Origin of the sequence: Mycolicibacterium flavescens (genome assembly GCF_001722335.1) — a bacterium.
GTDB lineage: Bacteria > Actinomycetota > Actinomycetes > Mycobacteriales > Mycobacteriaceae > Mycobacterium > Mycobacterium flavescens.
This window is the reverse complement of the sequence record NZ_MIHA01000035.1, coordinates 13,006-27,693: the sequence shown is the minus strand read 5'-3', so window position 1 is coordinate 27,693 and position 14,688 is coordinate 13,006. Positions and strand designations below refer to the sequence as shown.

13 protein-coding genes and 1 pseudogene are annotated in these 14,688 nt (G+C 69.3%); 4 read left to right on the top strand and 10 right to left on the bottom strand.

Annotated features, from left to right (window positions below; all coding sequences use genetic code 11):
- The 4 genes and pseudogenes from BHQ18_RS29365 to BHQ18_RS27735 form a co-directional block, all read right to left on the bottom strand.
- A pseudogene (locus BHQ18_RS29365) lies at positions 1-126 on the bottom strand (recombinase RecA); the annotation flags it as partial.
- Between the two features lie 106 nt (positions 127-232).
- Positions 233-1,528, bottom strand: a complete 1,296-nt coding sequence (locus BHQ18_RS27745) for a DEAD/DEAH box helicase (protein ID WP_069416860.1) — start codon at positions 1,526-1,528, stop codon at positions 233-235.
- 178 nt (positions 1,529-1,706) lie between these two features.
- Positions 1,707-2,747 (bottom strand): LLM class F420-dependent oxidoreductase, encoded by a 1,041-nt coding sequence (locus BHQ18_RS27740; protein WP_069416867.1) that lies wholly within the window; start codon positions 2,745-2,747, stop codon positions 1,707-1,709.
- Between the two features lie 43 nt (positions 2,748-2,790).
- Positions 2,791-3,636 (bottom strand): dienelactone hydrolase family protein, encoded by an 846-nt coding sequence (locus tag BHQ18_RS27735; RefSeq protein ID WP_069416859.1) that lies wholly within the window; start codon positions 3,634-3,636, stop codon positions 2,791-2,793.
- Positions 3,637-3,691: 55 nt separating this feature from the next.
- Here BHQ18_RS27735 and glmS point away from each other — a divergent pair, with 55 nt between their 5' ends.
- Positions 3,692-5,560 (top strand): glutamine--fructose-6-phosphate transaminase (isomerizing), encoded by a 1,869-nt coding sequence (gene glmS / locus BHQ18_RS27730; RefSeq protein WP_069416858.1) that lies wholly within the window; start codon positions 3,692-3,694, stop codon positions 5,558-5,560.
- Positions 5,560-6,447 carry an alpha/beta fold hydrolase gene (locus BHQ18_RS27725; RefSeq protein WP_069416857.1) on the top strand — a complete coding sequence of 296 codons (888 nt, stop codon included), beginning with the start codon at positions 5,560-5,562 and terminating at the stop codon, positions 6,445-6,447. Before glmS ends, BHQ18_RS27725 begins: the two co-directional genes overlap by 1 nt.
- A 5-nt stretch (positions 6,448-6,452) precedes the next feature.
- Here BHQ18_RS27725 and BHQ18_RS27720 read toward each other — a convergent pair whose 3' ends face one another.
- Genes BHQ18_RS27720 through ectA form a run of 5 tightly spaced genes read right to left on the bottom strand, consistent with a single transcriptional unit; the run spans position 6,453 to position 10,430 of the window.
- Positions 6,453-7,202, bottom strand: coding sequence for a trypsin-like peptidase domain-containing protein (locus tag BHQ18_RS27720; protein WP_069416856.1), 750 nt, complete (start codon positions 7,200-7,202; stop codon positions 6,453-6,455).
- 42 nt (positions 7,203-7,244) lie between these two features.
- Positions 7,245-8,168 (bottom strand): ectoine hydroxylase, encoded by a 924-nt coding sequence (thpD, locus tag BHQ18_RS27715; RefSeq protein WP_069416866.1) that lies wholly within the window; start codon positions 8,166-8,168, stop codon positions 7,245-7,247.
- A 5-nt stretch (positions 8,169-8,173) separates the two neighbouring features.
- Positions 8,174-8,566, bottom strand: coding sequence for an ectoine synthase (locus tag BHQ18_RS27710; protein WP_069416855.1), 393 nt, complete (start codon positions 8,564-8,566; stop codon positions 8,174-8,176).
- A gap of 19 nt (positions 8,567-8,585) precedes the next feature.
- Complete coding sequence (gene ectB, locus BHQ18_RS27705; RefSeq protein WP_069416854.1) at positions 8,586-9,872, bottom strand: diaminobutyrate--2-oxoglutarate transaminase; 1,287 nt, start codon at positions 9,870-9,872, stop codon at positions 8,586-8,588.
- Positions 9,873-9,884: 12 nt separating this feature from the next.
- Complete coding sequence (gene ectA / locus BHQ18_RS27700) at positions 9,885-10,430, bottom strand: diaminobutyrate acetyltransferase (protein ID WP_069416865.1); 546 nt, start codon at positions 10,428-10,430, stop codon at positions 9,885-9,887.
- 368 nt (positions 10,431-10,798) lie between these two features.
- On the opposite strand from ectA, the gene BHQ18_RS27695 reads away from it, so the two are divergent.
- Together BHQ18_RS27695 and BHQ18_RS27690 are read left to right on the top strand one after the other, a co-directional pair.
- On the top strand, positions 10,799-12,220 hold the full coding sequence (locus BHQ18_RS27695) for a bifunctional ADP-dependent NAD(P)H-hydrate dehydratase/NAD(P)H-hydrate epimerase (RefSeq protein ID WP_069416853.1): 1,422 nt from the start codon (positions 10,799-10,801) through the stop codon (positions 12,218-12,220).
- Between the two features lie 19 nt (positions 12,221-12,239).
- On the top strand, positions 12,240-13,622 hold the full coding sequence (locus BHQ18_RS27690) for a glutamate decarboxylase (protein ID WP_069416852.1): 1,383 nt from the start codon (positions 12,240-12,242) through the stop codon (positions 13,620-13,622).
- Between the two features lie 3 nt (positions 13,623-13,625).
- Here the strand turns inward: BHQ18_RS27690 and BHQ18_RS27685 are convergent, their stop codons facing one another.
- Positions 13,626-14,651, bottom strand: coding sequence for a helix-turn-helix domain-containing protein (locus tag BHQ18_RS27685; protein ID WP_069416851.1), 1,026 nt, complete (start codon positions 14,649-14,651; stop codon positions 13,626-13,628).
- Positions 14,652-14,688: the final 37 nt, after the last annotated feature.

Sequence of the window (14,688 nt, the reverse complement as noted above, 5' to 3'; positions counted from 1 at the left end):
GAACATGACTCCGATTTTTTCGCGGAGCTGGTTGATGAAGATCGCGGTGGTGCCCGAATTACTCAGTGCGCCGGTCATCTTGCGCAGCGCCTGGCTCATCAGCCGGGCCTGCAGACCGACGTGGCTGCGAGCCCGCCGCGCCGCCACCGTCGGGTACACCGTGCGAGATCGCCGCCGACGAACTGCCTCAGGTCGGCGAGTGACGTGCGAACGGCCGGTCAGGCCCCTCGCGTCAGGCGTTGGCCGGACGCCGTGACCGCGTCGGGCGACGCCGACGCTGCTGCTGGCCTCGGCTCGCCGACGGCCGGTGCGGCCGTGCGGGCTCGGGCCTGGCCGGCGTGGACACGACGATGGGATCGCCGAAAGTCCGCTCGCCCGGGGCGATGTCGTGCAGAACCGGATGCGACGAGCCGGCGAAGCGGGTGATCGTCGGCTTCACGCCGGCCTTGCGCGTCAGCTGGCGCACATCGGAGACCTGCTCGTCGAGCATCAGCGTCACCACGGTGCCGTCGTTGCCGGCGCGTGCCGTGCGGCCCGACCGGTGCAGGTAGGCCTTGTGCTCGACCGGCGGGTCGGCGTGCACGACGAGGCTCACGTCGTCGACGTGGATACCGCGCGCGGCGATGTCGGTGGCGACCAGCACCGCGGCCGAACCGTCGGAGAAGGCGGCCAGGTTGCGGGTGCGCGCGTTCTGCGACAGGTTGCCGTGCAACTCGACCGCGGGCACGCCACGCGAGTTGAGCTGGCGGGCAAGGTTCTTGGCGCCGTGCTTGGTGCGGGCGAAGACGATGGTGCGGCCCGGGGACGCGGCGAGGTCGGTCAGCACGCTCAACCGCGACGCCTTCTCGACGTGCAGCACGTGATGCTCCATGGCCGAAACCGGCGACTGCGCCGAGTCGACGCTGTGCACGACGGGGTCGGTCAGGTACCGCTTGACCAGGACGTCGACGCCGCCGTCGAGCGTGGCCGAGAACAGCATCCGCTGCCCGTTGCGCGGCGTCTTGTCCAGCAGACGCTTGACCGGAGGCAGGAAGCCCAGGTCGGCCATGTGGTCGGCCTCGTCGAGCACGGTGATCTCGATCGCCGACAGGTCGGCGTGCCGGGACTTCACGTGGTCTTCGAGCCGGCCGGGGCAGGCGATCACGATGTCGACGCCCTGGCGCAGCGCCTGGATCTGCGGGTTCGGTCCCACGCCACCGATGACGGTCACCGAGCGCAGGCCGGTGGCCGCGGCCAGCGGGGCCAGCGACTCGTTGATCTGCGCGACGAGTTCGCGCGTCGGCGCCAGGATCAGCGCACGGGGACGGCCGGCAACGCGCTTGGCCGGGTTGTTGGTGAGCCTGGTCACCAACGGCAGCAGGAACGCATACGTCTTGCCGGATCCGGTGCGACCGCGGCCGAGCACGTCGCGGCCGGCCAGCGAGTCCGGCAGCGTCGCCGCCTGGATGGGGAAGGGTGCGTCGATGCCGTTGGCGGCCAGAACGCTGACGACGGCCTGCGGGAGGCCGAGGCCGGCGAAGGTGGGCACGCTTGTGCCGCTGACATTTTGGTCAGACAAGTAAAAACTCCGAAAAAGTAGTGTGGTCGTCCTGCCCGGCGCGGTGAACCCGCGGCGCTCGGTTTGACGATCGAGAAGCGGCAAAAGGCAGAACAGAAGATGCCGCTGCACACACTGTACAGGGGCGCGGCCGGATCGCGTAATTCGGCTACGGCAGCAGGCTCTGCAGATCCTCGACGAAACCGGTGATCTCGCGTCGGTCGGCGGAAAGCGGTTGCAGCAGAAGCGTCGTCGCACCCGCCTCGGAGAACGCGGCGAGCCTCTCCTTGACGAAGCCGCGCGGACCCACCAGCGACACGCTGCGCACCAGCTCGTCGGGCACCGCCGCGATCGCCTCTTCCTTCTTGCCCGCGAGGAACAGGTCCTGGATGTGGTCGGCGACCTCGCCGTAGCCGTAGCGGGTCGCGAGCGTGTGGTAGAAGTTGCGCCCGCGCGCACCCATTCCGCCGATGTAGAGCGCCAGCTGCGGCTTGACCCATGACAGCCGGTCGTCGACGTCGTCACCGATCGCCAGTGCGGCGCTGACCATCACGTCGAGCGGGCCCAGCGCCGGATCGCGTTTGGCGAACCCGGCCCGCAACGCCTCACCCCACACGTCGTCGGCGCGTTCAGGAAGGAAGAACACCGGCTGCCAACCCTCGGCGATCTCGGCGGTCAATGCGACGTTCTTCGGGCCGAGCGCGGCGATTGTGATCGGAATGCGATCGCGCACAGGGTGATTGATCAGCTTGAGCGGTTTACCCAGCCCGGTGCCGCGGTCGGCGGGCAGCGGGATCTGATAGTGCTTGCCCTCGAACTGCACCCGCTCGCGGCGCCACACCTGCCTGCAGATCTCGACCACCTCGCGGGTGCGGCCCAGCGGTGCGTCGAACGGCACACCGTGGAAGCCCTCCATCACCTGCGGGCCCGAGGTGCCGATGCCGAGCCGGAACCGTCCGCCGGAGACGTAGTCCAGCCCGGCCGCCGACATCGCCAGCAGTGTCGGGGTGCGCACGTAGATCGGCACCACGCCGGTGCCCAGTTCCATCCGCGACGTCCGGGCGGCCAGGAAGCCGAGCTGGCTGATCGCGTCGTAGGAGTAGGCCTCGGCCACCAGCGCGAGGTCGACGCCGACCTTCTCCAACTCCACGACCTGGTCCACCGCCTCGAGGAAGCCGTCGGTGTAGTTGAGGAAGATTCCGGTGCGCATCATCGAGTTATATACCCAACCGGTTGGTTGGGCGTGCGCGGGGTCACGGCTTCAGCAACGCGACGACCTTGTTCTCCAGATCCACCGGGTCCTCGGCGAACGGATCCATCACCGCCGCCTTCGGCAGATCGACCTCCGCGTCGGCGAAATCCCGGTAGGCCTTGTCACCGGTCAGCGTGTGCAGCAGGTATCCGGTGAGCACGGCCCGCACCACCTTCTGGGTGCCGCGATCGGCGCCGGGCAGGCCGACCACCCGGGCCAGGCGGCGGCCCTCGATCAGCCCGCCGGCCTTGACCTTGCGCAGGTCGCGCAGCGTGGCACTGCGCCACACCCGGGCCAACTCCACCGCGTTAGACCGCAGCGACATCGGGTCGCCCGGGTCGGCGAGGATCAGGCCGGGAACCGCCAGCCCCGAAGCGGGTTCCACCGCGGGCGGAGCGGTCACTGTGGGGAACATCGCAACGACGGCCTTCGGTTTGACCGGCATCCCGGCCGCGGCAAACACCGCGGCCGACCCGCCGAATCCGTGCCCGACGACCCCGAGCTTGTTCGGGTGCACGCTGATGTCGCCGGACCCCAGCCGCACCCCGGCGATGATGTCCAAAGTGGTGCCCAGGTCATAGGCCATATTCAGCGCCGACGGGGCCAGCCCGGCCTCGGTAGCAGGCGCCGCGGCGACGATGCCCCAGGACGCCAGATGCTCGAGAGTGCCGCAGTAGCGGTCCGCGCCGGCGAGCCAGTCGTGGCCGAACGCGACACCCGGCAGGTTCATCCCCGACTCCGGGGTGTAGACAATCCCGGGAAGGCCGGCAAAGCCCAGGTCACCGCGCAAAACGCGGTGGGGGCCGCGGCGGGTCAACGCCTTGAAGAGCTTCTTCGTGCTGGCCACTCGATGACCGTAGCTCACCGGGCCTGCGGGGGCTCTTGCACTACCCTGAAGGCTTATGTGTGGAATCGTCGGCTACGTCGGGCAGCGACCTGCCTGCGACATCGTCGTCGACGCGCTGCGCCGCATGGAGTACCGCGGATACGACTCCTCGGGGATAGCTCTGCTCGACGGCCGCGGCGGGTTGACCGTCCGTCGCCGCGCCGGCCGGCTGGCCAATCTGGAGTCCGCGCTGACCGACACCGACGCCGCCGGCCTGGTCGGCAGCACCGGCCTCGGCCACACCCGGTGGGCCACCCACGGCAGGCCGACCGACCGCAACGCGCACCCGCACCGCGACGCCGCGGGAAAGATCGCGGTGGTCCACAACGGCATCATCGAGAACTACGTCTCGCTGCGCGCCGAACTGGAGAAGACCGGCGTCGAGTTCGCCAGCGACACCGACACCGAGGTCGCCGTGCACCTGGTGTCCTGGCAGTACCACCACGGGCCGACCGCGGGCGATTTCGTCGGCTCGGTGTTCGCGGTGCTGCCCCGCCTGGAGGGCCACTTCACGCTGGTGTTCGCCAGCGCCGACGACCCCGACACCATCGTGGCCGCACGGCGGTCCACCCCGTTGGTCCTCGGTGTCGGCGACGGCGAGATGTTCGTCGGCTCCGATGTGGCGGCGTTCATCGAACACACCCGCGAGGCGGTCGAACTCGGGCAGGACCAGGCGGTCGTAGTGACCGCCGGGGGTTACCGCATCACCGACTTCTTCGGCAACGACGACGCAGACAACGCCCGCCCGTTCCACATCGACTGGGACATCTCGGCCGCCGAGAAGGGCGGCTACGAGTACTTCATGCTCAAGGAGATCGCCGAGCAGCCCGCCGCGGTCTCCGATACGTTGCTCGGTCACTTCGTCGACAATCGGATCGTCCTCGACGAGCAGCGGCTCTCCGATCAGGAACTGCGCGAGGTCGACAAGGTGTTCGTCGTCGCCTGCGGCACCGCCTACCACTCGGGTCTGCTGGCCAAGTACGCGATCGAGCACTGGACCCGGCTGCCGGTCGAGGCGGAACTCGCCAGCGAATTCCGTTACCGCGACCCGGTTCTGGACCGGCACACGCTGGTGGTGGCGATCTCGCAGTCCGGTGAGACCGCCGACACGCTGGAGGCGGTCCGGCACGCCAAGGAGCAGAAGGCCAAGGTGCTGGCCATCTGCAACACCAACGGCAGCCAGATCCCCCGGGAATGCGACGCGGTGCTCTACACCCGCGCGGGTCCCGAGATCGGGGTGGCCTCGACCAAGACCTTCCTGGCTCAGGTCACCGCGAATTACCTTGTCGGGCTGGCTCTTGCGCAGGCCCGCGGCACCAAGTACCCCGACGAGGTCGAGCGCGAGTACCGCAACCTGGAGGCCATGCCTGAGCTGGTGGCCCGGGTGCTCGACACCACCGAACCGGTCTTCGAACTGGCCCACCGGTTCGCCAAGTCGCAGACCGTGCTGTTTCTGGGGCGCCACGTCGGCTACCCGGTGGCGCTCGAAGGTGCGCTCAAGCTCAAGGAACTGGCGTACATGCACGCCGAGGGGTTCGCCGCCGGCGAGCTCAAGCACGGCCCGATCGCGCTGATCGAGGACGACCTGCCGGTGATCGTCGTGATGCCGTCGCCGAAGAACGCGCCGATGCTGCACGCCAAGCTGCTGTCGAACATCCGCGAGATCCAGGCGCGCGGGGCGATCACCATCGTGATCGCCGAGGAGGGCGACGAGACCGTCCGCCCGTACGCCGACCACCTCATCGAGATCCCCGCGGTGCCAACGTTGTTCCAGCCGCTGTTGTCGACGATTCCGCTGCAGGTGTTCGCCGCGGGCGTCGCGCAGGCGCGCGGCTACGACGTCGACAAGCCGCGCAACCTCGCCAAGTCGGTCACCGTCGAGTAGTGCCGGGCGGGGTAGGGGACTTCAAGAGCCGCCGGGCTCGCGAGCACTTCCTCGGTATCTACCGCGATGCCCTGTCGGGACTTCCGGCGATCGACGAGACCCACGATGTGGCAACGAGTTTCGGCACTGTCCGGGTGTACCGCTTCGCAGGCACCGCCGACGGGACACCGGTTGTGCTGCTGCCCGGACGCAACGCCTCCACCCCGATGTGGGCCACCAACATCCCGAGCCTGATGGCGCACCGGCCGGTGCTGGGCGTCGACCTGCTCGGCGAGGCGGGCATGTCGGTACAGCACCGGCCCATCACCGGCCCCGACGACGAGGCGCGCTGGCTCGACGAGACGCTGGCTGGACTGGGGCTTGACCGCGCCCATCTGATGGGGGTCTCGATCGGGGGGTGGTCGGCGGTCAACTACGCCGTGCGCCGGCCAGGCCGCCCCGCGTCGCTGGTGCTGCTCGATCCCGTCTTCACCTTCGCGCCCGTCGCGGCCAGGGCGGTGCTGGTCTCGCCTGCTCTGTTCCTGCCCGGCGTACCCCGTGCGCTGCGCAGGCGCGTGCTGAGCTGGATCTCCGGCGGTGTCGACCTCGACGACGCCGCAGCGGCTGCACAGCTGATCGACGCCGGCGCAACCGATTACGCGTTGCGCAAGGCGATGCCGAAGATGATCTCCGACGACCAGCTGCGCGGCCTCGACATCCCGGTGCTCGCGCTGATCGGTGGGCGCAGCGTGATGCACAACCCCGCGCGGGCCGCCGCACGCGCGCGAAAAACCCTGCGGCACGGGCAGGTAGAGCTCTGGGCCGACGCCTCACACGCCATCAACGGCGAGTACGCCGACGAGATCGCTGAGCGCGCCGCGCAGTTCTGGGCCGGATGCGAACGCTGAGCCGATCACTCGACGCAGTCACCGGTCCACACCGGCGTGCCGCCGGTGAGCACGGTGGTCTGGCGAGCCAGTTCTACCGAGGTGAGCGCGAAGCCGGTGTCGGCGTGCTCGACGTCGTTGCCGAACATGACCCCGAGCACCCGTCCGGCCCTGTCGACCAGCGGGCCGCCGCTCGCCCCCGGCGGCAGACCGCCGGGTAGCGAAACCACGTACACCGCGCGCGTGACGTTGGTCGTGCGGTAGATGTTGGGCCCGGTCAGGTCGACCAGTTGGCCGACCGTCGCGGACACCGCGGCGAAGGCGCCGTGCTCGGGATAGGCCAGCACCGACGCCTTGGTTCCCGGCTCGACCGGCAGCGGGGCCAGGCTCAGCGGCGGCGCCACCAGCCCCGGCACGTCGATGATCGCCACGTCGGCGGCCGCATCGTACGAAACGACCTGTGCGTCAAGCACATTGTCGTTGGCCTCGATGGAGACGCTGTCGCTGCCCGCCACCACGTGAGCGGCCGTCAGCACCCGGTGCGGCGCGACGACAAACCCGGTGCCGCCCAGCAGCTTGCCGCAGTCACCGGCCGGGGCGCGCACCTGAACGACACTGCGCCGGGCCGCGTCGATCGTGGCGTTGGGCGCAGGCGCGACGGTGGTGTGTGCGGGCGCCTCCGGGGCGGCGACGCGGGCCGCTCCGGTCACGACGTGCGCGCAGCCGGTCAGGACGCAGCCGGCCAACAGGACGGCCGCGGCCGGCGCACGCATCATCGCACCACCGTAGACGCACCGGTCGCGGGCGCCGGTGTCGCCTCAGCCGACGCCGGTGTCGGAACCGACCGAGGTGCCGACCGACGTGCCGACCGGCACCACCCGACGTGCGGCCAGAAATTCCGGTCGCGGGTGCTGTGCGGCGAACGGTTCGGTCAGCGCGTTCTCCACCGAGTTGAACACCAGGAAGATGTTCGACCGAGGGAACGGCGTGATGTTGGACCCGGAACCGTGCATCAGGTTGCAGTCGAACCACAGCGCGGTACCCGCCGGACCGGTGAACTGGTTGATACCGAACCGCTCTGCCGCCGCGGTGAGGACCTCGCGGTCGGGCACTCCGACGTCCTGGCGGACCAGCGACGTGCTGTGGTTGTTCTCCGGGGTGGCGCCCACACACGGATAGAACGTGCGGTGCGAACCCGGCATCACCATCAGCGAGCCGTTGTAGGAGTAGTTGTCGGTCAACGCGATCGAGCACGACGCGGCGCGCATCGCGGGCATCCCGTCCTCGGCGTGCCAGGTCTCGAAATCGGAATGCCAGTAGAAACCGGTTCCGGTGAACCCGGGCATGAAGTTGATCCGCGCCTGGTGGATGTAGACGTCGCTGCCGAGCAGCTGGCGCGCGACCGGCAGCACCGTGTCGAGCGCGACCACCTGCGCGATCAGATCCGAGAGCAGATGCGGTTCGAACACCGACCGCGGGCTGCCGTTCGGTTCGCGGATCACCCGCGGATCGGCGGCGTCGACGTTGGAGCCCAGCTCATCGAGTTCGCGGCGCAGTGCGGGTAGCCAGTCGCCGCCGACGGTGTCGGGCCGGACCAGGTAGCCCTGTTCGGCGAAGCTGTTCAGCGCCGCCGGGTCCAGCGGGCCGTTGACCGGCTCGCCCCAGACGGTCGGTTCGATCCGCTGGATCGGGTCGATCCGTTCCTCGACGCGGGTGGGGTAGTTGTCGTCGGCGCGGTGCATGGCGGTCACGCTGCCGGTGCGGGCGGCGGGTAGGCGCCCGTCTCGTCGTGGACCTCCTGCCCGGTCACCGGCGGGTTGAACACGCAGAACATCCGCAGCTGCCGTTCGCAGGTGACGGTGTGGCGCTCGTGGCCGTCGAGCAGGTACATCGTGCCGGCCGAAAGCCGGTGCTGCTCACCGGTTTCGCGGTTGGTCAGGGTGCCCTCACCCTCGACCACCCAGACCGCTTCGATGTGGTGCTGGTAGTGGAAATCGCACACCGCACCCTCCTGGATGGTGGTCTCGTGGAAAGAGAACCCCACGCCGTCGCCGGCCAGGATGATGCGTTTGGACCGCCAGGAACCGCCGTCCACGTCGCGGTCCGTACCGGTGATCTCCTCAGTGGTGCGGACGATCAAGGCGAAATCTCCCTTCGGATCAAACAGTCGTTGCGACGGACTCGGCGAGGATGTCCAGCCCGGACATCAGATCATTCTCCGAGATCGTCAGCGGTGGCAGCAGTTTGACGACCTCATCGGCCGGTCCGCTGGTCTCGGCGAGCAGACCGCGCTCGAAGGCCGCCCGGCACACCTCGCCGGCCAGGTCGGTGTTCTCGAACTTCAGCCCCTGTGCCATACCGCGCCCGCGGGCCGACACGCCGTCGTACTTGTCGGCGATCGCGTCGAGCCGGTCGCGCACCATGATCCCCTTGTCCGCCGTGCTCTTGGCCAGGCTGTCGTTGGCCCAGTAGGTCTGCAGGGCCGCGGTAGCGGTGACGAAGGCCGGATTGTGCCCACGGAACGTCCCATTGTGCTCGCCCGGCGACCAGACGTCGAGTTCGCGGTGGAACAGCGTCAACGCCATCGGCAGACCGTATCCGCTGATTGACTTCGACAGCGTGACGATGTCGGGCACGATGCCGGCCGCTTCGAAGCTGAAGAACGGCCCGGTGCGGCCGCAGCCCATCTGCACGTCGTCGACGATCAGCAGGATCTCGCGGCGACGGCACAGTTCGGCCAGCGCCTGCAGCCACTCCACCCGCGCGACGTTCAGACCGCCCTCGCCCTGCACGGTTTCCACGATCACCGCGGCGGGCCGGTTCAGACCGCTACCCGAGTCGTCGAGCACGCGCTCGAACCAGTGGAAGTCCTCGGTGACGCCGCCGAAGTAGTTGTCGTACGGCATCGGGGTGGCGTGCACCAGCGGGATGCCCGCACCGGCGCGCTTCATCGAGTTGCCGGTGACCGACAGCGCGCCCAGCGTCATACCGTGAAATGCGTTGGTGAAGCTGACGACCGACTCGCGCCCGGTCACCTTGCGGGCGAGCTTGAGCGCCGATTCGACGGCGTTGGTCCCGGTGGGGCCGGGGAACTGGACCTTGTAGTCGAGGTTGCGGGGTTCGAGCACCAGCGCCGAGAACGTCTCGAGGAACTCCCGCTTGGCCGTGGTGGCCATGTCCAGCGAGTGCACGATGCCGTCGCCGGCCAGGTAGTCCAGCACGGCCCGCTTGAGAACCGGGTTGTTGTGCCCGTAGTTCAGCGCGCCCGCGCCGGCGAAGAAGTCCAGATAGCGCGTGCCCGAGGTGTCGGTGATCCACGGTCCGCGCGCGGTCTCGAAGGTGGTGGGCCAGTTGCGGCAGTAACTGCGCACCTCGGATTCCACCGAGGCGAATATCTCGGGCAGCTCGGAATCCTGGTTGAGAACGTCTGTTTCGAGAAGCGACATTGCAACTCCGTTTCAGTTGAGGGGTTCGGTGATCGGTCCGATCCGGAAGATCGGTTCATCCTCATGCCCACCGTCGGCGGCGAGGAGGTCGGCAGTGAAGTGTTCGTCTTCGACGAGCGGCACGCCGTGCCGGCGCGCGAACCCGCCGAACAGTGCGCGTGACTGCGCGTTGCCCGGCGCAACGGTGGCCTCCACGGTCACCGCCTGTCCGGGACGTTCCGTCAGCACCCGGGCGAGCAGGCCGTCGAGCATTGCGCTGCCCAGACCGCGACCCTGGGCGGCCGGCGAGACGGCGACCTGCCAGACGAACAGCGCTTCGGGTCGCGGGGGAGGGTGGTGTCCGGTGATGAAACCGACGAGGTCACCGTCGGCCTCCGCCACGATTGAGGTGTCGGCGAAGTCGGTCGCCCAGAGAAGGTAGGCGTAGGTCGAGTTGACGTCGAGCGCCTGGGTGGCCTCCGCCACGCGGTGCATCGCCAGGGCGTCGGAGGCCTGCGGTCGTCGCAGGCGAAAATCAGGAGTTTGCAGGCCAGGTTTCCCGAGTTCGGGAACGCGCATGCTCATAACAGTTAGCTGTTCACCGCCGATCAAATTCTTCGAACCACTACGTCACGTCATCGGTAAGCCGACCAAAGCACATGTTCGCGTTGCTGATCAAGCCAGCAGGGGGCCTAGTTAACCGTCGCCACCACACGGAATCAGGCGATCACCCAGCGGAAAGGGCAAAGATTCGGCGAGCCGAAGCAGACCGGCCGTCGTTATCGAATCGTTATCTTTCGTTGCGCGGACAGGTCCTTCGCGAGGACCGCGAATTTGCTGGTGAGGCTGTGGACAAGGCTAAGGACAACCCGATGAATGACGTCACCGTCAAGCGACTTGGTCCCGTCGACGTCCTGAACGGCTCCTGACATGGAATCCTGACCTTGATGCGCCACTACTACACCGCCGAGCAGATCCGGGAGGCCGAAGCGCCTCTGTTGGCGGCGCTACCCGACGGCGCGCTGATGCGCCGCGCCGCCACCGGACTGGCCACCGCGATCGCCCGCGAACTCGGCAGGCGCACCGGCGGGGTCAGTGGGCGCCGGATCTGCGCGGTCGTCGGCTCCGGCGACAACGGCGGCGACGCGCTGTGGGCCGCGACGTTCCTGCGCCGTCGCGGCGCCGGGGCGACCGCGGTCCTGCTCAACCCGGAGCGCGCGCACGCCAAGGCGCTGGCGGCGTTCACCGCCTGCGGTGGTCGCATCGTTCAAACTGTCCCGACGGCAACAGATCTGGTGATCGACGGTGTGGTCGGCATCTCCGGGTCGGGTCCGCTGCGCCCGGACGCGGCCGAGGTGTTCGCCGCCGTCGACGACGCGGGCATCCCGGTGGTGGCAGTGGACCTGCCCAGCGGTGTCGACGTGCACACCGGTGCCGTCGACGGCCCTCATGTGCGTGCCGCGGTGACCGTCACCTTCGGCGGTCTCAAACCCGCCCACGCACTGGGCGACTGCGGCCGGGTCGAGCTCGTCGACATCGGACTGGACCTGCCGCGGCCGGCCATGATCGGCGTCGAGGCCGCCGACGTCGCCGCGCGGTGGCCGGTGCCCGGGCCCACCGACGACAAGTACACCCAGGGCGTCACCGGCGTGCTGGCCGGATCGGCCACCTATCCCGGGGCCGCGGTGCTGTGCACCGGCGCCGCCGTGGCCGCGACGTCGGGAATGGTCCGCTACGCGGGAAGCGCTGCCCAGCAGGTGCTTTCGCAGTGGCCCGAGGTGATCGCCACCGCCACCCCCAGCGCTGCGGGCCGGGTGCAGTCGTGGGTCGTCGGACCGGGGCTGGGCACCGACGAAACGGGGGCGGCGGCACTGTGGTTTGCGCTGGACAGCGGGCTGCCGGTGATCGTCGACGCCGACGGGCTGACGATCCTGGCCGCGCACCCCGACCTCGTCGCCGGCCGCAACGCGCCCACGGTGCTGACCCCGCACGCCGGGGAGTTCGCCCGTTTGGCCGGATCCGCGCCCGGCGACGACAGGGTGGCCGCGACCCGCGGGCTCGCCGACCGCCTCGGCGTCACCGTGTTGTTGAAGGGCAACGTGACCGTCGTCGCCGAACCCGGAGGGTCGGTGTACCTGAACCCGGCGGGCCAATCATGGGCCGCCACAGCCGGTTCCGGCGATGTGCTCTCCGGTGTCATCGGTGCCCTGCTGGCGGCGGGGCTGCCGACCGGCGAGGCGGCCGCCGCGGCGGCGTTCGTGCACGCGCGGGCCGCCGAACTCGCCGCCCGAGATCCGGGACCGCGTCCCGCCCCGACGTCGGCATCGCGCATTCTCGCGCATGTGCGAAGCGCAGTTGCCAGTCTGTAGTCCCTACGAAAGGAATCTCATGTCGCCGTCGCGCAGTCACACACCGCAGATCGCCCCTGCCTACACCGGACGGTTGGCGATGTCGCCGGTGCCGTCGCTGCGACTGCCCGACGACGCGATGGATCCCGACGCCGCCTACCGGTTCATCCACGACGAACTGATGCTCGACGGCAGTTCGCGGCTGAACCTGGCGACCTTCGTCACGACGTGGATGGACCCGCAGGCCGAGCGGTTGATGGCCGAGACATTCGACAAGAACATGATCGACAAGGACGAGTACCCGGCGACCGCGGCGATCGAGCAGCGCTGCGTGTGCATGGTGGCCGACCTGTTCCACGCCGAGGATCTGCGCGACGACGACCCGTCGAGTGCGATCGGCGTGTCGACGATCGGGTCCAGCGAGGCGGTGATGCTGGCCGGGCTGGCGATGAAGTGGCGCTGGCGCGACAAGGTCGGAAAGGACTGGAAGGGACGCACTCCCAACCTGGTGATGGGCGCCAACGTCCAGGTGGTGTGGGAGAAGTTCTGCCGCTACTTCGACGTCGAGCCGCGCTACCTGCCGATGGCCGAGGGCCGTTACGTCATCACCCCCGAACAGGTGCTCGAGAACATCGACGAGGACACCATCGGCGTGGTCGCGATCCTGGGCACCACCTACACCGGCGAGCTGGAACCGATCGCTGAGATCTGCGCGGCGCTGGACAAGCTCGCCGACGGCGGCGGCATGGACGTCCCGGTGCACGTCGACGCCGCCAGCGGTGGTTTCGTGGTGCCGTTTCTGCACCCGGACCTGGAATGGGACTTCCGGCTGCCCCGCGTCGTGTCGATCAACGTCAGCGGCCACAAGTACGGATTGACCTATCCGGGAATCGGTTTCGTGGTGTGGCGCAGCGCCGAGTACCTGCCCGAAGGACTGGTCTTCCACGTCAACTACCTCGGCGGCGACATGCCGACGTTCACGCTGAACTTCTCGCGGCCCGGCAACCAGGTGGTCGGGCAGTACTACAACTTCCTGCGGCTGGGCCGCGGCGGGTACGCGCAGGTGATGCACAGTCTCTCGGCGACCGCACGCTGGCTCGGTGACCAGTTGCGCGAGAGCCGGCACTTCGACGTCGTGGCCGACGGTTCGGCGATCCCGGTGGTGAGCTTCAAGCTCTCCGGCGACTTCGGCTACACCGAGTTCGACGTGTCCCAGGCGCTGCGCGGCTACGGCTGGCAGGTGCCCGCGTACACGATGCCCGAGGGCGCCGAGGACGTCACGATGCTGCGGATCGTGGTGCGCGAAGGGTTCTCCGCGGACCTGGCGCGGGCGCTGCACGAGGACATGGCCAAGGTGGTCGCGCACCTCGACGAGCTGAAACCGAAGGGGCACTTCAACGTCGAGCAGCCGTTCGCGCACTGACGGTCAGAGCAGCCGCCAAGCCGTCAGCGCGAGGCTGGCCCGCAGCAGACCGTCGGGCTCGGTGAGCGTGAACCCCAAGGCGCGGCTGAGGTTTTCGAGCCTGCGGGCCACACTGCTGTGGTGCAGGTGCAGAACCTCGGCCGCCCGCCGCAGCGACGCCGTCGCGCAGTAGGCGTCTAGGGTGTCGAGGTCGTCGGCGCTGGCGGCCAGCCGGGCGACCGCGGCGACGTCGGGGTTGTGGCGGGTCAGCCCTTCGGGGAGCTCGGCGAGCAGCGCGAGCGCGCCGAGGCCGTCGTGGTGCACGACCGGCCGCCGGGCGGTGGCGAAGCGAAGCGCGGTGCGCGCCTGACGCCATGCGTCGGTCACCGCGTCAGCGGCGCCGATCCCGACGCAGGCGTCCGCCGGAAACCGGGTGTCGTCGACCGCGCCCGCCAACAGCACACCGACGTCGTCGAGCGCCGCGGCCTTGACCGGGGCGTCCGCGCAGACCTGCGCGGCGATCCGGTCCAGCGGATGCCGCGACCGCACGGCGACGACGTGCAGCGGGCACCGCGGCGCGAAGCCCAGCAGCCGCAGCGCCCGGCTGCGGGCGGCGTCATCGGTCTCACCGCTGATCACCAGTTCCACCAGCGCCGGGTCGGCCATCGTGGTCGGCGCCGGACCGAACCGCTCGACGGCGGCGGCCACCGCGAGCGCCAACCGGTCCAGCGCGAGTTCGTCGAGCGAGCGCGCCTGCCCGGACCGCTCGAGCCAGACGCTTCCGATGTCCTCACCGTCGATGGTGATCGCGGCGGCGGTCGACGCCGGGGCCGGCGCGGTGGCCGGCCTGCCGTCCGCACCCATCCGGATCACCCGCCCACCGGCGTGCAACCGGATGCCCGCGGTGCACTCGGCCAGACCCGCGGCGGCGCGCGCGAGCCCGGGCAGATCCACGCGCCTGCGCATCAGCGTGTCGAAGAAGGTCACCACGCGCAGCGCGCCCTCCGCGTCGGAATCGAGTCGCGACAGCCGCGCCACCAACGCTTCCATGTTCGGCAGGATAGGCGCCGATCGTCGCTCGGACACA